The sequence below is a fragment of the Thermus thermophilus genome, assembly GCF_019974155.1.
In the GTDB taxonomy this organism is placed as follows: domain Bacteria; phylum Deinococcota; class Deinococci; order Deinococcales; family Thermaceae; genus Thermus; species Thermus thermophilus_C.
In genome coordinates this window covers 1,533,312-1,552,170 of the sequence record NZ_AP025158.1, presented here as the reverse complement: position 1 = coordinate 1,552,170, position 18,859 = coordinate 1,533,312, and the positions used below count along the sequence as shown (strand labels likewise).

Below are 18,859 nucleotides of genomic sequence, written 5' to 3'. Positions count from 1 at the left end.
CGGCTATGGAGCTCTACGACAAGATCCAGGAGGCTGTGGCCTACGTCCGCTCCAAGACGGACTTCGTCCCCGAGGTGGGCCTGGTTTTGGGCTCGGGGCTCGGCCCCTTGGCCGACGAGGTGGAGAAGGTGGCGGAGATCCCCTACGGGGAGATCCCCCACTTCCCCGTCTCCACCGCCCCGGGGCACGCCGGGAGGCTCATCCTGGGGCGCCTCGAGGGCAAGCCCGTTTTGGTCTACAAGGGCCGGGTCCACTACTACGAGGGCTACTCCGCCGAGGAGGTGGTCTTCCCCGTGCGGGTGGGCTTCTTCCTCGGGGCCAGGACCTTCCTCCTCACCTCCGCCGCCGGGGGGCTCAACCCCCGCTTCCGGGCGGGCGGGATCATGCTCCACCTGGACTACATCAACTTCGCCGGGGCGAACCCCCTAAGGGGCCCGAACGACGAGCGCCTGGGCCCCCGCTTCCCCGTGATGTTTGAGGCCTACGACCCGGAACTCATAGCGCTCGCCCGCAAGGTGGCGCGCAGGCAGGACCTCCACCTCTTTGAGGGGGTCTACGCCTGGTTCATGGGGCCGAGCTTCGCCAGCCGCGCGGAGCTTAAGCTTCTGCGGGAGCTCGGGGCGGACGCCATCGGCATGTCCACCGTGCCCGAGGTCATCGCCCTCCGCCACCTGGGGGCCCGGGTCCTGGGGCTATCCACCATCACCGACATGGCCGTGCCCGAACGGGAGCACCACGCCACGGAGGAGGAGGTCCTGCGCGTGGCCGCAGAGACGGGCCCCGTCTTCCGCCGGTATGTCCGGGGGATCCTCGCCGAGCTCTGAGGCCGCGCGGCGCCGGGCTTCCAGGTGGGGCGCGGGAGGTGAGGGGCGCATGGGGCTTCCCCAGGTTCTGGAGCGCATCGCGCAAGCCTGCCGCCGCGCGGGGCGCAGGCCCGAGGAGGTCCGCCTCGTGGCGGTGACCAAGGGGCGCTCGGTGGAGGAGATCCGGGAGAAGGTCCTGGCTTACGGGGCCTTTCCCCTGGGGGAGAGCCGGGTCCAGGAGGCCCTGAAGAAGATGGACCTCCTCCAGGCGGAGTGGCACCTCGTCGGCCACCTGCAACGCAACAAGGCCAAGTTCGCCCCCCGCTTCGCCCTCGTCCACTCCCTGGACTCCCTGCGCCTGGCGGAGGCCTTGGAGAAGGTGGGGGAGAAGGCGGGGGTCCGGCTTAAGGTCCTGGTGGAGGTGAACCTGGGCCGGGAGCCGCAGAAGCACGGGGTCTTGGAGGAGGAGCTCCCGGAACTCCTCCCCCGCCTCCGGGAGATGCCCCACCTCGAGGTCCTGGGCCTCATGACCGTGCCCCCCATCGGTCCCGAGGCGGTGGTCCGCCCCATCTTCCGCAGGCTTTCCCAGCTTGCCGACCGGTATGGCCTGCCCGAGCGCTCCATGGGCATGTCCGACGATTACGAGTGGGCCGTGGAGGAGGGGGCCACCTTGGTGCGCGTGGGCCGGGCCCTTTTTGTAGACTAGGGGCGTTCATGGACCTTTCGCCCTTGGACGTACGCTACCAGGAGTTCCCCAGGGCCTTTCGCGGCTACCACCGGGGGGCGGTGCGGGAGTACCTGGCCCGGGTCGCCGAGGCCATGGAGGCCCTCATCCAGGAGAACGAGGCCCTGAAGGAGCGCCTTCGGGCCCTGGAGGAGGAGAACGCCCGCCTCAAGGAGGCGGAAGGGGAGCTCAAGCGGGCGGTGGTGGCCGCCGAACGGATCGCCCGGGAGCTCAAGGCCCAAGCGGAGCGGGAGGCGGAGCTCTTGCGCAAGGAGGCCCAGGCCGCCAAGGAAAGGCTCCTCCAGGAGGCCGCCGTGGAGCTCAAGCGCCTCCGGGCGGAGATTGAGCGGGCCCGCCAGGAGAAGGCCCTCTTCCTCGGCCAGGTGAGGGCCCTCTTTGAGGGCTATCTGGAGGCGTTGAAGCGGCTGGAGAAGACGCCCTGAGGCCTTAGGCCCAGGTAGAGCCAGAGGCGGTAAAGGGCCTCCTTGGCCCAGTAGCCCAGGGGGTAGTTCCCGGGCACGGGGTACCCCTCGGCCTCCAGGCCCAAAAGCCGGGCCAGGAAGAGGGCCCGGGGGAGGTGGGGGGCGTCGGTGACGAGGAGGAGGCGCCCCTCCAGGTGGGGTTTGAGGAAGAGGAGGTTCTCGTAGGTGCTCCGGCTTCGGGTCTCGCAGAAAAGGGCCTCTTCGGGCACGCCCCGGGCCACGAGGTAGCGGCAGCCCACCTCCCCCTCGCTGTAGAGGTCCTCCGGGGCCTTGCCCCCGGCCACGGCGATCCTCCGCCCCCGGCCTTCCTGGAAGAGGTGGAGGGCGGCCTGGAGGCGGCGCTCCAGGGCGGGGGAGGGCCTGCCCCCGTACTGGGCCGCCCCTAGGACCACGATCCAGTCGTAGGTCTCCTGGGCGTAGGCCGAAAGGAGGGCGAGGAGGAGAAGCCAGAAGACCACCCGCCCCATCTTACCGGCCTTCCTGCTATAATGGGGGCAGATTGGATAAGGTTTTCGGGCGCACGCAAGGGCTCAAGAAGAGCGAACTGAAGCGGATTTCCAACCTGTACCGGAGGCGCCTCCCCAAGGACCGGGTCCTCACCCCGGAGCTCGCCCACACCCTGGCGGCCCTCTCCGCCGAGGTGGGGAGGCCCTTGAGCCTCGTCCTGGACCGGGAGGGGCGGGTGGTGCGGGTGGCCGTGGGGGACGCCAAGGACGTTCCCTTCCCCGAGGAGGGGTGGAGCGAGAGGCGGCTTTCCGGCTACCGCCTCCTCCACACCCACCTGGGCCCCGGGGGGCTTTCCCGGCCCGACCTCTCCGTCCTCTTCCTCAGGCGGTTGGACAACCTGGCCGCCTTGGAGGTGGAGGCGGACGGGCGCCCGGGCCTTTTGCACCTCGCCTTCCTCTCGCCGCCCAGGGCCCTGGAGGAGGACTGGCGGATCCTGCCCCCCAAGCCCTTCCACCAGTACCTGGACCTGGACCTCTGGGGCGAGGTCATGGCCCTGGAGGAGGAGCTTTCCCGCCAGGCCCGGGTCCTCGAGGTCCGGGACGGGAGCGGGGAGCGGGCCCTCCTGGTGGGGGTGGACACGGGGGAAGGCCCGGAGGCGGAGGCGGTCTTGCGGGAGCTCGCCGAGCTGACCCGGACCGCGGGGGGCGTGCCGGTGAAGCAGATCCTGGTCTTCCGCAAGAGCCTGGACCCGCGGTACCTGGTGGGCCTCGGCAAGCTGGAGGAGCTCAAGAGCCTGGCCTACCACGAGAACGCCTCTACCCTCATCTTCGGCGTGGACCTCACCCCGGCCCAGGCCCGGGAGATTGAGCGGGTCACGGGCCTCAAGGTCCTGGACCGGACCCAGCTCATCCTGGACATCTTCGCCCTCCACGCCAAGACCCCCGAGGCCCAGGCCCAGGTGGAGCTGGCCCAGCTCCGTTACCTCCTCCCCCGGCTCGTGGGGAAGGGGAAGGAGATGAGCCGCCTCGGGGGCGGGATCGGGACCCGGGGCCCCGGGGAGACGAAGCTGGAGGTGGACCGGCGCCGCCTCCAGGACCGGATCGCCCACCTCTCCCGTAAGCTCCAGGACTACGCCCTCCGCCGCCAGGAGGCGAGGCAGAAGCGGAAGCGGCGGGGCGTGCCCTTGGTGGCGGTGGTGGGCTACACCAATGCCGGCAAGACCACCCTCCTCCGCGCCCTGACCCGCGCCGGGGAGGAGGGGGAGGACAAGCTCTTCGCCACCTTGCGCCCCCTCACCCGCAGGGGCTTCCTCCCCGGGGTGGGGGAGGTCCTCTTCACCGACACCGTGGGCTTCATCCGCCACATGCCGGAGGAGCTCCTCACCGCCTTCCGGGCGACCCTGGAGGAGGTGAGGGAGGCGGACGTCCTGGTTCACGTCCTGGACGCCTCGGAGGAGGGGGCGCTGGAGCGGCACCGGGTGGTGCGGGACCTGCTTTTGGACCTCGGGGTGGAGGCCCCCGTGGTCCTCGCCCTCAACAAGGCGGACCGGGCGGCCCCCTACGACCTCTTCTTTTTGGGGGAGCGCTTGGGAGGCGTCCCCGTGTCCGCCCTCAAGGGGACGGGGCTTAAGGAACTCAAGGAGGCCCTCGCCCGGGCCCTGCTGGACCTTGGGGTCCGTCCCCAGGCCTGGGCTCAGTACACGTGAAAGCCCTTTAGCCCCGCCTCCTCCCCCCACTGGACCTCCACCGCCTCCACCCGGGCGAGGCGGGGGCCTTGCCTGAGGTGGTGGAGGAAGAGCTCCAGGGCCTCCTTGGGGCCTTCGGCCACCACCTCCACCCGGCCGTCCGGGAGGTTCTCGGCGTAGCCGGAAAGGCCGAGCTCCAGGGCCTTCTTCTGGGCGAAGGCCCGGTACCCCACCCCTTGCACCCTTCCCTGCACCAAGGCCACGAGGCGCGGCATGGGGGCATTCTACCGGGGTTGCCACCCGGTTTTCATCCCCGCCTCCTATCCTGAAGGGGATGCGGTGGGGGTGGGGTCTTTCCCTCGGGCTTTTGGCTTTCGCCCTCCTCCTCGCCTTTCCGCCCCTGCTTAAGGGGGCGGTGGAGGGCGGGCTTCCCCTCCTGGGCTTCCGGGGGGAGGTGCGGGAGGTGCGGGGGCACCTGCTTCTGGGCCTGCGCCTGAAGGGGGTGCGCCTGGAGGGCCAGGGCCTCGCCCTAGAGGCGGAGGAGGTGGACCTCGCCTACGACCTCCTGGGCCTTTTCCGGCGGGAGCTCCCCCTTTCCTTGAGCCTCAGGAAGGCCGTGGTGCGCCCCACCTGGGAGGCCCTGGTGCCCGAGGGGGGAGGCCCGCCCCCCGCCTTCCGGCTCCTCTTCCGGAGCCTCCGCCTCGAGGACGTGGCCGTGGAGCTTCCCCGAGGGGAGCGCCTCTTCCTCCCTCCCCTCCGCCTCACCCTCCTCGGGGAGAACCCTTACCGCTTCCTGGCCCGGCTCCCCGGGGGGAGCTTCCAGGGGGAGGCCAAGGCCCTCTCCCCGGACCTCGCCGCCTGGGAGGTGGGCTTCGCCGGGGAGGTGCGGGGGCTTTCCTTCTTCTACGAGGGGCTTAAAGGGGGGAGGCTTTCCGGCGCCTTGCGGCTTGGGCCCCAAGGGGTCTTTGGGGAGGCCGAGGTGCGGGAGGGGGCGGTGGAGGTGGGGGGCTTCCTCCTCACCGCCATACAGGGGGAGATCGTCTTGAAGGAGGGCCGGGTGGAGGCCCGCCTCCGGGGGCGGGGCCTCGAGGGGCCTGTGGCGGCCACCGCGGAGGTGGACCTCGGGGCCCCCCGCTACCGCTTCCTTGTGGAGGGAAGGCCGAGCCTGAGGGCCCTCGCCCTCCACTACGGCCTTGCCCTGCCCGTGGAGGGGGACGGCCGCCTCGTCCTGGAGGGGGAGGGGTGGGAGGCCCTGCGCCTCCAGGGGGCCTTCCAAGGGGAGGGAAGGCTTTTGGGGGAGCCCTTCCGCCACCAGGGCACCCTCTCCTTCCGCGAGGTCTTCGCCCTAGAGGCGCGGGTGGAGGGCCGGCTTTTTGACCGCACCTACATCCTGGAGGCGGGGCTTGAAGGCGGCCGCTACCGGGCCCGTTACCGGGACAGCCTGGGAAGCGCCCTCGCCCTCTTTGGGGAGGGGGAGCGGTACGAGGGGGAGGGGCGGGCGGCCTGGCCCAGGCCCCTAGAGGGCCTCGCCGCGGTGCGCTTTCGGGGGGAGGGGAGCCGCTACCGGGTGGTCGTGGAGGGCCCAGGGGCCCGCCTTCCCCTCTTCCCCCCCTTGGACCTCTCCGGGGAGGTGGTGGGGGAGGGGGAGAGGGTTTCCGGCCGGGTGGGCCCCCTGACCTTCTCCGGGACCTGGGATGACCTCGCCCTCCGCCTCCGGCCCACGCCCCTCCTCGTGGGGCAGGTGGAGGGGGAGGGGCGGCTTGAGGGCGGGCGGCTTCTCGCCGACCTCCGCTACACTTCTCCCTACGCCGCCTTTCCGGTCCGGGTGCGGCAGGGGGAGGGGGCCTTTTTCCTGGAAAGCCCCTACGGGGAGGGGAGCTACCGGGGGGGCGTTTTCGCCCTGAGGCTTGAGGGGCTTCCCCTCCGCCTTCTGGAAGAGGCCCGCCTTTACGGGGAGGCGGTCTACCGGGAGGGGGCGCTTTCCGGGGCCTTGCGCCTGGAGGGGCGCGCCCTCGAGGCCCGGGCCCGGCTCAGGGGCTTGGGGGCGGACCTGGAGGGGCGGCTTTCCACCCCGCTGGGAAGCCTTCCCCTTTCCGGGGCCTACGACCTCGAGGAGGGTTTGCGCCTCCGCGCCGGGGGGCTACGCCTCACCTACCGGGAGGCCCTGAGGCTTGTGGGGGAGGCGGCGCTTGGGGGGTTCCGGCTCCGGGCGGACCTGGCCTACGGGGAGGGGTTCTCGGGGTGGGCCTCCTTGGAGGGCCCCTTGGGGCTTCGGGGGAGGCTTTGGGGGGAGGGGGGGCGGCTTCTCCTTGCCCTCTCCGGCCCCGTGGAGGGGGAGGGGGAGGTTTACCCGGGGCTCCTCCTTTCCGGCCGCATCCACCCCCCTTGGCCCGAGGGGCTTGCCACCCCGCCCCTCGCCTTCCGGCTCACCCGGGAGGCCCTGGAGCTGGCCGGGGCGGGGCGGGTGGAGCTTTCCGGGCGCTACCCCTTCCTTTTGGACCTCCCCTTCCGCTACCGGGGGGTGGAGGGGCGGCTTTGGGCCCAGGGGGACCTGGAAGGGGGGTCGGTGGCCCTCTCCACCCCCTTCGGCGCCCTTCGGGGCGCGGGGGCCTGGCGGGCGCTTGCCTTGGAGGGGTCGGGGGACCTCCCGGCCCTCGGCCCCTGGACCCTTAAGGGGGAGGCGGACCTCTTCGCCCTCGCCTACCGGGGCGAGGCCGCCTTCCCCCGGGCGGGTCTCGTCCTGGAGCTTTCCGGGAAGGGAAAGGCCTTGCGCTTTAGGGGAGAGGCGCCGGGCCTTGTCCTCGCCGGGGGGTACGGGGAGGGCCTTGCCCTAAGCCTTGCCGCCCGGGGGTACGACCTCGCCCCCTTCGGGCTTCCCGCAAGGCTTTGGGGGGAGTGGGGCCTCGAGGGGGGGAGGCTTCGGGTGGAGACCCCTTACGGCCAGGCGGTCCTGGAGGGGACGGCCCTCCTCCGGGCCCGCCTCTTCCTGGAAGGCCCCTACCTGGAGGGGGAAGGGGAGGTCCTTCCGGAGGGGCTTTCCTTGCGCTTTTCCGGCCGCTACCGGGCGGGCGGGGTGGCCGTGGAGGGGGAGGGGGAGGGGGAGGCCCTTGGGGGGCCCTCCGCTTCCGGCTTGCGGGGGAGGCCCGGGTGCCCTACCTGGAGCCTTTGCCCTTCCGGGGGGAGGTGGAGGTGGCGGACGGGGTCCGCTACCGGCTCCAGGGTCCCCTTGCCCTCGAGGGGGAGGGGGCGGGGTACAGGGGGAGTTTCCGGCTTCCCTTCGCCTTCCTCGGGAAGGCGGGGGAGGTGCGGGGAAGCTTCCGGGGGGAGGGGCTCCGCCTGGAGGGCGCGGGGGAGGGGGTCTACGGGGAGCTTCCCTTCGCCTTCCGGGGGGGGGTTGGGGAAGGGGTTTTCCTCGAGGTCCGCTACGCCGGGGGGGAGGTGGCCCTGGAGGAGGGGACGGTGCGCCTCGCCCTTGCCGAGGTGGCCCCCCTGGCCCAGGCCTTCGGCCTCCCCCTCGCCGGGGAGGCGCGGGGAAGGCTCGCCCTCTCGGGGGAGGGCGAGGGGGAGGCCAGGCTTCGCCTCCTTGGGGAGCCCCTCGTGGCCCGCTACCGGGGCACGACCCTCACCCTCCTCCTCCCGGGACGGGAGGCGGGGCTTTCCTGGGACTGGCGGGGAGGGGACTTTAAGGGCCTCCTGGGGCTTTCCGGGGAGGGGAGGCTCCGCTTGGGGGAGGAGGTTTCGGGGCGGCTAGGCTACCGGGGCCTGGAGCTCTCCTTCGCGGGGCCCTGGAGGGAGGTGGCCCTGGAGGCCCGCTTCGCCCCGGAGGGCCTGGGGACCACCTGGGCCGAGGCCCGCCTGGACCTGGCCGCCCTCGAGGGGAAGGGGGTCTTGCACCATGCCTCCCCCTATGCGGAAGGGGAGCTCGCCCTCCGCTGGCAAGGGGCCCGCTACCGGGGAGAGGGGTGGTTGCGGAGCCTGGTCTACCTGGAGCAGGAGGGCCCCTTGCGCCTCCGGGGAGAGGGGCTTAGGGCGGAGCTTTCCTGGGAGGCGCCCCTGGCCCTCAGGGCGGCCTACGGGGAGGGGCTTGCCCTCGCCCTCCGGGGCGAGGGGGAGGTCCTGGGTCTAGAGGTGCGGGCGGACCTGGCCTACGGCCCCGAGGGGTACCGGGGTGGGTTTTCCGCCGTTGGCCCGGGCCTCCGCCTGGAGGGGGAGGGGGCCGGGCCGTTGCGCTTGCGGCTCGTGGGGGAGGGGCTTGAGGCCGAGGCCCGGCTTTCGGGCCTCGCCCTGGAGGGGGAGGCCGCCTTCACCCGGGCCTTGGGCAAGGCCCGCCTCACGGCCTCGGCCCGCTTCCAGGGGAACCTGCCCCGGCTGGACCTCGAGGGGGGCGGGGTCCTTCGGGGCGAGGGGGCGGAGGTTCCCTTCCGCTTCACCTACCGCCACCGGGGCGGGGCCCCGGACCCCGAAGGCCTCGTCCTCCGGGCGGAGGCGGAGGGAGTGGGGCTTGCCCTGGAGGGGGGACGGCTCGCCCTGGAGGTGGACCGGGACCTCACCCCCTTCGGGCTTCCCCTGCGCCTGAAGGCCCGGGGGGAGGGGCCTTTGGAGGCCCCCATCGCCCTCACCTTGGAGGGGAAGGAGGGGAGGCTTTCGGGGCAGGCTTGGCTTCGGCCCCTCCGGGCCGAGCTTCAGGGGGAGGCCTACGGGGAGCGGCTGGAGGCGCTTTGGACGGAGGGGCTTTCCCTCCGCTTCGCCGGCCCCCACCTCTTCGGGGAGGCCCGGTACGGGGAAGGGCTTTCGGGGCGGCTTGCCCTCCGCTACCCCCTTCCCGGGGGGGGCCTTAGGGGCGAGGTGGACCTGGGGGAGGGGCGCTTCCTCCTCCAGGGGGAGGGGGACTGGAAAGGGGCGTGGACGGGGAGGTTCTGCCTCCCCGCCCCCTTGGGGGCCTGTTCCGGCCTCGCCCTGGAGGCCTCGGGAAGGCTCGCCTACGGGGGGCTGGCCTTTGCGGGAGGCTACCGGTACGCCGCGCCCGAGGGGTACCTGGGGGAGGTCGCGGGGGAGGGGCGGCTTTCCACCCCTTATGGGGAGGTGCGGCTTTCGGGGCGGGGGCTAGGCCTGGACCTGGAAGGGGAGGGCCTACCCCTGGCGGGGCGGCTTGACCTCCATCCCTTCCGCCTCGCCTACCGGTACGCCGGGGCGCTTCCTTTGGGCCTTGGCGAGCTTAACGCGGAGGGCGTCTACCCCGGGGCCTGGCTTTCCGGGACGTACCGCTACGGGGAGGTGGCCTTGGCCTTGGAGGGGCTTCCCGGGTTCCGGGTGGGCCTTTCCGGGGAAGGGGTGAGGGGGGAGGTGGGGCCGGAAGGGGTGGCCCTGGTCCTGGAGGGGTTCCGCCACGGGCCCCTTGCCCTCTTTGGGCGGGTAGAGGGGGCCTGGGGGGAGGTTTCGGGGTCGGGGCGGCTTGCCGCCTTCGGCCGCGAGGCCCGGGTTTCGGGGAGGTTCGGCGCCGAGGGGCTCCGCCTCGCCCTCTCCGGGGACCTCGAGGGGGAGGTGGCCTGGAAGGGGGCCTGGACGGGGAGGCTCGCCTTCCGGGAGGGGTGGGTGGCCCTCTCGGGGCAGGGGGTCCCGGAGCTTGAGGGGGAGGTCTTGGGGGAGGCGGTGCGCCTCCTCTGGCCCAGGCTTCAGGTGGAGGGGCTTTGGCTGGACCTTGGGGCGCGGGAGGCTGGGGGCAGGGCGCGGCTCCTTTCCCGGCTGGTCCCGGAAGGGGTGGAGGCCTGGGGGGAGGGAGGAAGGCTCTTCCTCGCCTACCGCGTCCCGGGCCTCGGCCTTCCCCTGGAGGGGGAGGTGGACCTAAAGGACCTCTCCCTCGCCCTCACGAGCCCGGAAGGGGAAGGGGCCTTGCGCTACGCCGGGGGGAAGGTGGAGGGGAGGTTCGTCCTAGGCGTCAACGGCTTCACCCTGGCCCTCGAGGGGAAGGGAGACCGGGTGGCCGTCTCGGGGAGCCACCCCGCCTACCCCTGGTGGGCGGCGGGGGAGGGGAGGCTGGAGGGGGAGGTGGACCTCTCGGGGGCCTACCGGCTCGCTTACGCCGCCGGGCCCCAGCGCCTCACCCTCACGGGACGCCTCCTGGAGGCGGTCCTCGAGGCGGAGGGGCCCTACGCCTCGGGGCGGCTCACCTACCCGGCGGGCGGGGACCTCCGGGTGGACCTCCCCCTCCCCCCCCTGGAGGGCCGCTTCCGGGGCCGGGTGGGCGGGGAGGGCTACGGGGTGGAGGGGGCCTTGGAGGCCAGAGGCGGCCGGGTCCTCGTGGAGGGGAGGCTCCTTCCCTTGCGCGGGGAGCTCGTCCTGGAGGAGGCCGCTTTGGAGGACTTTGTGGCCCGGTACGCCCCCCACCTCCGGGGGAGGGTTTCGGGGAGGCTTCGGCTGGAGGGCTTGGAGGCCCGGGGTGCCCTCTCGGGGCGGGTGGAGGTGGCGGGGACCGCTCTCCCCTTCCGCTTCTCCGGGGAACTGGGGGCGGGGCTTGCCCGGGGGGAGGGTCGCCTTGGGGAGACGGCCTTCCGGGTGGACCTGGAGGGGGGAAGGCTGGACCTCTTCGCCGCGCCCCGCGCCTTCCCCCTCCACCTCCTCCTCGCCGCGGTGGCGGGGCCCTTGGAGGGGGAGGCCTACTGGACGGGGGTTTTGCGCCTGCGGCTTCCCCTCGGGGATCCCTTGCGGGGAGAGGGGGTGCTGGTGGGGGAAAGCCTCCGCTTCGTCGGGGGTGGGGACGAGCTCAAGGGCCGGGCGGCCTTCCGCCTCGAGGGGGGCCGCCTCCTGGTGGAGGCCCTCCGCCTCACGGGCAAGGGCACCTGGGAGGGGCAGGGCTACTGGAGCCCCGAGGGGAGCGACCTCTACCTCGCCCTGCGGGACACGGTCTTCACCCCCGTCCTCCAGGTGGTGCCCGCCCTCAAGCCCTATAGGCCCGAGGGCTCGGGGACCCTGGTCCTGCGCCTTAAGGACGAGGGCTTCCAGGTGGACTTCCGGGACTTCCGCTTCCGCCTGGGGCCCGTGGCGGGTTACCTGCCCGAGGGCCTCCTTTCCCTGAACGGGGGGGCGAGGGCGGAAGGGGAGCTCCGCCTTTCGGCCCCCTTCCCGGGCCGGGCGCGGCTCGGCCTCGAGGGCAGCCTGAGCGATTTCCGGGTCACGGCGAAGGGCGTGGTCTCCCTTCCTGGCCTCAAAGAGGACACTCCCGCGGAGGTGGCCCTCCGCTACCCCACCTACGGGGTGGAGATCCGCCTGGGGGAGGCCCTGGCCCAGGGCACCCTCTTCCCCTTGCGCCTCGCGGGCTACGGCAAGCTTCCCCTCTACTACCCCCAGTACTACCTGCAAGAGGGCCTCCTGGACGTGAAGGGCTTCTTCCTCTACGAGGAAGGCGGCACCTACCACCTCACCGGGGAGGCCCAGGTGGTGCGGGCCCGGCTCGCCCTCCCCGAGGAGGCGGTGCGCCGCCTGGGGCAAGAGGGGGTGGCGGCCCAGGAAGGGGGTGGGGCCAAGGTCCCCCTCGTCTTTGACCGGGTCCACCTCTACGCGGAACGGGGGGTCCTGGTGCAGGAGAGCCTGGCCCAGGGGGAGCTCGCCGGGGACCTTTACCTCGGGGGCACCTACGGGGACCCCTACCTCTCCGGGGAGGTCTGGCCTCTTTGGGGGAGCTTTCGCCTTTGGGACGCCCTCTTCTCCCTGGAGCCAGGGCAAAGCCGCCTCTACTTCAGCCCCGACCGGGGGATCCTGCCCCGGTTCGCCCTCGCGGCCCGGGCGGAGGTCCGGGGGTACCAGGTGGGCCTTGGGGTGGACGGGGAGTTCCTCCGGGAGAACGGCCGCGTCAAGGTGCGGCTGGAGCCCACCTTCTCCTCCACCCCCCCGCTTTCCCAGGTGGAGATCTACGCCCTCCTCGCCCTCGGCACCCCGGACGTGAGCCGCCTGGGGGAGGTCTTCCCCCAGGTGGCCCTGGGGGCGGCGCTGGAGAACCTGGTCCTAGGCCAGCTGGAGCGGGAGCTCTCCCGGACCTTGGGGCTGGACCGGTTCCAGGTGGAGGTGCCCGCCATCCAGGGGGGGAGCCTGGAGGAGACCCGCTTCTCCGTGGGCAAGTACCTGACCCCGGAGCTCTTCCTGGGGTACCGGGTGGACCTTCGGGGGGAGCAGACCTTCGCCGCCGAGTACCGGGCGGACGGGATCACCTTCACCCTCTCCTCCGCCTTCGGGCAGGGGCTCCTTTCCCGCCTGGCCTTCGGCCTGGGCTACGACCTCACCGACGCCCTCTCCCTGACCCTCACCCTGGAGACGGGGGAGGACACCCGCTTCAGCGTGGGCGCGGCCTACCGGTGGTAGCATGGCCCCGGTATGCGCGCCTTGGCCAAGCTGGCCCCCGAGGAGGGCCTAACCCTGGTGGACCGCCCCGTGCCCGAGCCGGGCCCGGGGGAGATCCTGGTGCGGGTGGAGGCGGCGAGCATCTGCGGCACCGACCTCCACATCTGGAAGTGGGATGCCTGGGTCCGGGGGAGGATCAGGCCCCCCCTCGTCACCGGGCACGAGTTCAGCGGGGTGGTGGAGGCCGTGGGCCCCGGGGTGAAGCGCCCCCAGGTGGGGGACCACGTGAGCCTGGAAAGCCACATCGTCTGCCACGCCTGCCCCGCCTGCCGCACGGGGAACTACCACGTCTGCCTCAACACCCAGATCCTCGGCGTGGACCGGGACGGCGGCTTCGCCGAGTACGTGGTGGTGCCTGCGGAGAACGCCTGGGTGAACCCTAAGGACCTCCCCTTTGAGGTGGCGGCTATCCTGGAGCCCTTCGGCAACGCCGTGCACACCGTCTACGCGGGAAGCGGGGTCTCGGGGAAGAGCGTCCTCATCACGGGGGCGGGGCCCATCGGCCTCATGGCGGCCATGGTGGCCCGGGCAAGCGGGGCGGGGCCCATCCTCGTCTCCGACCCGAACCCCTACCGCCTCGCCTTCGCCAGGCCCTACGCCGACCGGCTGGTGAACCCCTTGGAGGAGGACCTCCTGGAGGTGGTGCGCCGGGTGACGGGAAGGGGGGTGGAGGTGCTTTTGGAGTTTTCCGGGAACGAGGCCGCCATCCACCAGGGCCTCATGGCCCTCATCCCCGGGGGGGAGGCGAGGATTTTGGGGATCCCTTCCGACCCCATCCGCTTTGACCTCGCCGGGGAGCTCGTCATGCGGGGGATCACCGCCTTCGGCATCGCCGGGCGGAGGCTTTGGCAGACCTGGATGCAGGGCACCGCCTTGGTCTACTCGGGGAGGGTGGACCTTACGCCCCTCCTCACCCACCGCCTACCCTTTAGCCGCTACCGGGAGGCCTTCGGCCTCCTGGCCTCGGGCCAGGCGGTGAAGGTGATCCTGGACCCTAGGGCCTGAGGCCGCCTTTTTCTGGTCAGGGGAGAGGGGGCGTGGCCCCCCTCCCCCGTTAAGGTTTTTGTAAGCCCCCCTGAGGAGGATGGGAGTAGGGACCCCAGGGGTCCCGGAAAGGAGGCGGTATGCGTCAGGGCAAGAGGTATGGGCTTCTCGTTAGGGGCTGGCTTTGGGCAGGGCTTCTTTTGGGGCTTGCCGCCTGCAGCTTCCCCTTCAACTACCCGGTCAACGTCCTGGACCACGACGACCTCTCGGGCACCTTCACGGTGGGGCAGGGGGGGATCAACCCCAACCCCAAGACGGTGGGCCCCGTGGAGATCCGCTACACCCCCGACCCCCGGGTGAACCTCACGGGGGCCACCCTGGACTACAAGGTGTGCTTCACTTCGGAGACCCCGGGGGCGAGTTTCCAAGGGAGCTTGAGCTACACCGCCTACCTCGGCGGGGAGGAGGAGACGCTCTTCCAGGACGCCAACAAGCTCGCCGAGGGCACCAAGGAGGTCTCGGCCCTCTCCACGGGGCCGGTGTGCGTGGAGGGGCAGGCCCAGGCCACGGCGGCCCAGGTCCAGGCCTTGCAGAGCGGGACCTTCTACGTGGGGGCCAGGATCTCCGGGGACGCCACCAGCGCCCAGGGGGCCACGGTGCGCTACCAGACGGAGCGCTTCCTCCTCCGGCTTTCCGGGACGGTGCGCCCCTAGGAGCCTTCTTTGGGAACGTGGGCCCCGCCCTTGGGGCGGGGCCTGGCCTTGGGGTAGCCTCTTCCTCAAGGAGGGGTCATGCTGAGCCGTAGGCGGTTTCTTTTGGGGCTTTTGGGCCTGGGGCTTTCCCGGGCCCAGGGCCTAAGGGCGGAGGAGGTGGTGGGGGGCCTCGAGGTCCCCTGGGCCCTGGCCTTTCTGCCCGGCGGGGGGATGCTCATCGCGGAGAGGCCCGGGAGGATCAGGCTCTTTAAGGAGGGGAGGCTTTCCACCTACGCCGAGCTTCCCGTCTACCACCGGGGGGAGTCCGGGCTTTTGGGCCTCGCCCTCCACCCGGGGTTTCCCCGGGAGCCCTACGTCTACGCCTACCGCACCGTGGAGGAGGGAGGGCTTAGGAACCAGGTGGTGCGCCTGAGGCACCTGGGGGAAAGGGGGGTCTTGGACCGGGTGGTCCTGGACGGGATCCCCGCCCGGCCCCACGGCCTCCACTCGGGAGGCCGGATCGCCTTCGGCCCGGACGGGATGCTTTACGTCGCCACGGGGGAGGTCTACGAGCGGGAGATGGCCCAGGACCTCGCCTCCTTGGGGGGGAAGGTCCTCCGCCTCACCCCGGAAGGGGAGCCCGCCCCGGGAAACCCCTTCCTGGGGCGAAGGGGGGCGAGGCCCGAGGTGTATAGCCTCGGCCACCGCAACCCCCAGGGCCTTGCCTGGCACCCAAGGACCGGGGAGCTTTTTTCTAGCGAGCACGGGCCAAGCGGGGAAGAGGGCTTTGGCCACGACGAGGTGAACCTGATCGTCCCCGGGGGGAACTACGGCTGGCCCAGGGTGGTGGGGAGGGGGAACGACCCCCGGTACCGGGACCCCCTTTACGTCTGGCCCCAGGGCTTCCCCCCGGGGAACCTCGCCTTCTTCCGGGGGGACCTCTACGTGGCGGGCCTCCGGGGGCAGGCCCTTTTGAGGCTCGTCCTCGAGGGGGAGAAGGGCCGCTGGCGGGTTTCGCGGGTGGAGACCGCCCTTTCCGGCTTCGGCCGCCTGAGGGAGGTCCAGGTGGGCCCCGATGGGGCCCTTTACGTCACCACCTCCAACCGGGACGGAAGGGGCCAGGTGCGCCCGGGGGACGACCGGGTGCTACGCCTCCTTTAGGGGGAGGGCCGTGGCCGGCTTCTTGCGGAAGCGGACCTCCAAGACCCCGTTCCGCAAGGTGGCCTGGGCCGTCCCCTCCTCAATGGGCCCGGGGAGGTCCAGGGTGCGGCGGAAGGTGCCCATGGGCCTCTCCTCCAGGAGGTAGGTGCCGGGCAGGGGGTGGCGCACCCCGGCCAGGGTCACCCGCTGCCCCTCCTCCAGAAGCTCCAGGTCCTCGGGGCGCACCCCGGGGAGGTCCACGAGGAGGACGTAGTGCTCCTCGGTTTCCAGAAGGTCCACCCTGGGGGTCCAGGCGGCGGGCTCCTCCCCGGTGAGGAGGTAGGCGAGTTCGGCGATGCGCTCCTGTAGTTCCTTCAACTTTCTCAGGGTTTCCAAGCGGTCGCGGCGCTCCAGCATGCCCTTAGCATAAGGGACGTGGAGGCGATCCCCGTCCTCGCGGGCCCCACGGGAAGCGGCAAGACCCTCCTGGCCCTCCGCCTGGGGGAGGAGGTCCCCGTGGAGGTGGTCTCCGCCGACGCCACCATGGTCTACCGGGGTCTGGACATCGGGACGGACAAGCCCACGCCCGAGGAGCGGGCGCGGGTGCCCCACCACCTGGTGGACGTCCTCGAGCCCCATGAGGCCATGAGCGTGGCCCGCTTCCTCGCCCTGGCCGAGGAGGCCATCGCCCAGGTCCTCTCCCGGGGAAAGCTCCCCCTGGTGGTGGGGGGGACGGGCTACTACATCCGCGCCCTTTCCGAGGGGCTTCACGACCTTCCCCCGCCGGACCCCGGGGTCCAGGAGGCCCTGTGGGCGGAGCTTGAGGAACGGGGCCTTGAGGCCCTCCTCGCCGAGCTCGCCCAGGCAAGCCCCGAGGACGCCCGCCGCGTGGGGAGAAACCCCAGGAGGCTCGTCCGGGCCCTGGAGGTCCTGAGGCGCACGGGCACCCCCCCGGCCCGGTTTCCCAAGAGGCCCCCCCGCTTCCGCTACAGGAAGCTCGTCCTCTGGCCCGACCGGGCCTGGCTTTTCCCGAGGCTGGAGGAACGGGCCAGGGCCCAGTTCGCCCGGGGGCTCGTGGAGGAGGTGCGGGGGCTCCTTGCCCGCTACCCCAGGATGCCCACCGCCCTCCAGGCCATCGGCTACAAGGAGGTGGCGGGCCACCTCCTGGGGGCCTACGGCCTGGAGGAGGCCCTAGAGCGGGACATCCGGGCGGTGAAGGCCTACGCCAAAAGGCAGTACACCTGGTTCCGCCACGAGCCCGGGGACGTGGTCTACCTGCCCCGGGGGGGCGAGGAGGCGTACAGGGGCTTCCGGGACTGGCTTCGCCTCCACTTCGGGCTATAGTGGGGGCATGTTGGCCCACGAGATCCGCGCCCGCGTGGCCCGGGGGGAGGTTTCCCCCCTGGAGGTGGCCCAGGCCTACCTGAAGCGGGTCCAGGAGCTGGACCCGGGCCTCGGCGCCTTCCTCTCCCTGAACGAAAGGCTTCTGGAGGAGGCGGAAGGGGTGGACCCCCGGCTTCCCCTGGCGGGCCTCGTGGTGGCGGTGAAGGACAACATCGCCACCCGGGGCCTCCGCACCACGGCGGGAAGCCGCCTTCTGGAGAACTTCGTGCCCCCCTACGAGGCCACGGCGGTGGCGAGGCTTAGGGCCCTGGGCGCCCTGGTCCTGGGCAAGACCAACCTGGACGAGTTCGGCATGGGCTCCTCCACGGAGCACTCCGCCTTCTTCCCCACCAAGAACCCCTTTGACCCCCATAGGGTCCCCGGGGGCTCCAGTGGGGGAAGCGCCGCCGCCTTGGCCGCCGACCTCGCCCCCCTCGCCCTGGGCTCGGACACGGGGGGAAGCGTCCGGCAGCCCGCCGCCTTCTGCGGCGTCTACGGCCTCAAGCCCACCTACGGCCGGGTGAGCCGCTTCGGCCTCATCGCCTACGCCTCGAGCCTGGACCAGATCGGCCCCATGGCCCGCTCCGTGCGGGACCTCGCCCTCCTCATGGACGCCGTGGCCGGGCCCGATCCCCTGGACGCCACGAGCCTGGACCTCCCCCCCCGCTTCCAGGAGGCCCTGGAGGGGCCCCTTCCCCCCTTGCGCCTCGGGGTGGTGCGGGAGGCCCTTGTGGGGAATAGCCCCGGGGTGGAAAGGGCCCTGGAGGAGGCCCTTGAGGTCTTCCGGGGGCTTGGCCTTTCCCTGCGGGAGGTCTCCTGGCCCTCCCTCCCCCAGGCCCTCGCCGCCTACTACATCCTCGCCCCGGCGGAGGCGAGCTCCAACCTGGCCCGCTACGACGGCACCCTCTACGGGCGGCGGGCGGAGGGGGAAGAGGTGGAGGGGATGATGGAGGCCACCCGGGCCCGCTTCGGCCTCGAGGTGAAAAGGCGCGTCCTCGTGGGCACCTTCGTCCTCTCCAGCGGCTACTACGAGGCCTACTACGGCCGCGCCCAGGCCTTCCGCCGCCGCCTTAGGGCCGAGGCCCGGGCCCTCTTCCAGGAGGTGGACCTCCTCCTCCTCCCCACCACCCCCCACCCCGCCTTCCCCTTCGGGGCCCGGCGCGACCCCCTCGCCATGTACCGGGAGGACCTCTACACCGTGGGGGCGAACCTCACGGGGCTTCCCGCCCTCTCCTTCCCCGCGGGGTTTGAGGGGCACCTGCCCGTGGGCCTCCAGCTCCTCGCCCCCTGGGGGGAGGACGAGAGGCTTCTTCGGGCGGCCCTCGCCTTTGAGGAGGCCACGGACCGCGCCTTCCTCCGCACTCCTTTAGGGGAGGCCTTCTAGGATGGACCCCGCCTTTCGCTTCCGCCTCGCCACCCGGCTCGCCCGCAGGCTCAGGGAGGCCGGGCGCCCCCTTCCCCTCCCCGCCCTGGGGGAGGCCTTAGGGCTTCGCGGCCCCGTGGAGCGGGTGGTGCGGCCCCTTCTGGACGGGAGGTTCCTCCTGGAGGAGGCGGTGGGGCTTTGGGAGTGGCGCTACCCCTTTCCCCTGGAAGGGGAGGCGGTGGTGGTCCTGGACCTGGAGACCACGGGGCTCGCCCCGGGCCTGGACGAGGTGATTGAGGTGGGCCTCCTCCGCCTGGAGGGGGGGAGGCGCCTCCCCTTCCAGAGCCTCGTCCGCCCCTCCCGCCCGCCGAGCCCCTTCGTGGAGCGCCTCACCGGCATCCCCCGGGAGGCCCTGGAGGAGGCCCCCTCCCTGGAAGAGGTCCTGGAGAAGGCCTATCCTCTCCTCGCCGAGGCCACCTTGGTGATCCACAACGCCGCCTTTGACCTGGGTTTCCTCCGCCCGGCCCTGGAGGGCCTGGGCTACCGCTTGGAAAACCCCGTGGTGGACTCCCTGCGCCTGGCCAGGCGGGGCTTCCCAGGGCTTAGGCGCTACGGCCTGGACGCCCTCTCCGAGGTCCTGGAGCTTCCCCAAAGGACCTGCCACCGGGCCCTCGAGGACGTGGAGCGCACCCTCGCCGTGGTGCACGAGGTGTACTATGTGCTTACGTCCGGCCGTCCCCGCGCGCTTTGGGAGCTTGGGAGGTAA

General features: G+C 72.2%; 13 protein-coding genes and 1 pseudogene. 11 read left to right on the top strand and 3 right to left on the bottom strand.

The window, feature by feature from the left end; translation table 11 throughout:
- The first annotated feature begins 5 nt into the window (after window positions 1-5).
- The 3 genes from TthTMY_RS08295 to TthTMY_RS08285 are packed head-to-tail and all read left to right on the top strand — an operon-like array spanning window position 6 to window position 1,970.
- Window positions 6-824, top strand: coding sequence for a purine-nucleoside phosphorylase (locus tag TthTMY_RS08295; protein ID WP_418952556.1), 819 nt, complete (start codon window positions 6-8; stop codon window positions 822-824).
- A 49-nt stretch (window positions 825-873) separates the two neighbouring features.
- Entirely contained in the window at window positions 874-1,509 is a 636-nt protein-coding gene (locus TthTMY_RS08290; protein WP_096410923.1) for a YggS family pyridoxal phosphate-dependent enzyme, read from the top strand.
- Between the two features lie 8 nt (window positions 1,510-1,517).
- The gene (locus tag TthTMY_RS08285) at window positions 1,518-1,970 is read left to right on the top strand and encodes a DivIVA domain-containing protein (protein ID WP_096410922.1); all 453 of its coding nucleotides are present in this window, start codon (window positions 1,518-1,520) and stop codon (window positions 1,968-1,970) included.
- Here the strand turns inward: TthTMY_RS08285 and TthTMY_RS08280 are convergent.
- On the bottom strand, window positions 1,931-2,476 hold the full coding sequence (locus TthTMY_RS08280) for a YdcF family protein (protein ID WP_096410921.1): 546 nt from the start codon (window positions 2,474-2,476) through the stop codon (window positions 1,931-1,933). The two genes, TthTMY_RS08285 and TthTMY_RS08280, sit on opposite strands and share 40 nt — an antisense overlap.
- A gap of 32 nt (window positions 2,477-2,508) precedes the next feature.
- Here TthTMY_RS08280 and hflX point away from each other — a divergent pair, with 32 nt between their 5' ends.
- Complete coding sequence (gene hflX / locus TthTMY_RS08275; protein WP_172844632.1) at window positions 2,509-4,161, top strand: GTPase HflX; 1,653 nt, start codon at window positions 2,509-2,511, stop codon at window positions 4,159-4,161.
- On the opposite strand, the gene TthTMY_RS08270 is transcribed toward hflX, so the two are convergent.
- Window positions 4,149-4,415, bottom strand: coding sequence for an acylphosphatase (locus TthTMY_RS08270; protein ID WP_096410920.1), 267 nt, complete (start codon window positions 4,413-4,415; stop codon window positions 4,149-4,151). The genes hflX and TthTMY_RS08270 overlap by 13 nt on opposite strands.
- A 59-nt stretch (window positions 4,416-4,474) precedes the next feature.
- Between TthTMY_RS08270 and TthTMY_RS11885 the strand changes: the two are divergent.
- The 4 genes and pseudogenes from TthTMY_RS11885 to TthTMY_RS08245 all read left to right on the top strand — a co-directional run bounded on the left by TthTMY_RS11885 (window position 4,475) and on the right by TthTMY_RS08245 (window position 15,368).
- Window positions 4,475-12,492 (top strand): annotated as a pseudogene (locus tag TthTMY_RS11885) (translocation/assembly module TamB domain-containing protein).
- Window positions 12,493-12,504: 12 nt separating this feature from the next.
- A complete protein-coding gene (gene tdh, locus TthTMY_RS08255) occupies window positions 12,505-13,536 on the top strand; it encodes an L-threonine 3-dehydrogenase (RefSeq protein WP_096410919.1) in 1,032 nt (343 codons plus the stop codon).
- Window positions 13,537-13,655: 119 nt separating this feature from the next.
- Window positions 13,656-14,228 carry a hypothetical protein gene (locus TthTMY_RS08250; RefSeq protein ID WP_223903177.1) on the top strand — a complete coding sequence of 191 codons (573 nt, stop codon included), beginning with the start codon at window positions 13,656-13,658 and terminating at the stop codon, window positions 14,226-14,228.
- Window positions 14,229-14,306: 78 nt separating this feature from the next.
- The gene (locus TthTMY_RS08245) at window positions 14,307-15,368 is read left to right on the top strand and encodes a PQQ-dependent sugar dehydrogenase (RefSeq protein ID WP_223903176.1); all 1,062 of its coding nucleotides are present in this window, start codon (window positions 14,307-14,309) and stop codon (window positions 15,366-15,368) included.
- Here TthTMY_RS08245 and TthTMY_RS08240 read toward each other — a convergent pair.
- Complete coding sequence (locus TthTMY_RS08240; protein WP_008631910.1) at window positions 15,354-15,764, bottom strand: Hsp20/alpha crystallin family protein; 411 nt, start codon at window positions 15,762-15,764, stop codon at window positions 15,354-15,356. The genes TthTMY_RS08245 and TthTMY_RS08240 overlap by 15 nt on opposite strands.
- 18 nt (window positions 15,765-15,782) lie before the next feature.
- Here TthTMY_RS08240 and miaA point away from each other — a divergent pair, with 18 nt between their 5' ends.
- Genes miaA through TthTMY_RS08225 form a run of 3 tightly spaced genes read left to right on the top strand, consistent with a single transcriptional unit; the run spans window position 15,783 to window position 18,859 of the window.
- A complete protein-coding gene (gene miaA, locus TthTMY_RS08235; protein ID WP_223903175.1) occupies window positions 15,783-16,691 on the top strand; it encodes a tRNA (adenosine(37)-N6)-dimethylallyltransferase MiaA in 909 nt (302 codons plus the stop codon).
- A gap of 7 nt (window positions 16,692-16,698) precedes the next feature.
- Window positions 16,699-18,114, top strand: coding sequence for an Asp-tRNA(Asn)/Glu-tRNA(Gln) amidotransferase subunit GatA (gene gatA, locus TthTMY_RS08230; protein ID WP_223903174.1), 1,416 nt, complete (start codon window positions 16,699-16,701; stop codon window positions 18,112-18,114).
- A gap of 1 nt (window position 18,115) precedes the next feature.
- Window positions 18,116-18,859: a PolC-type DNA polymerase III gene (locus tag TthTMY_RS08225; RefSeq protein ID WP_096410917.1), complete on the top strand. Its 744-nt coding sequence runs from the start codon at window positions 18,116-18,118 to the stop codon at window positions 18,857-18,859.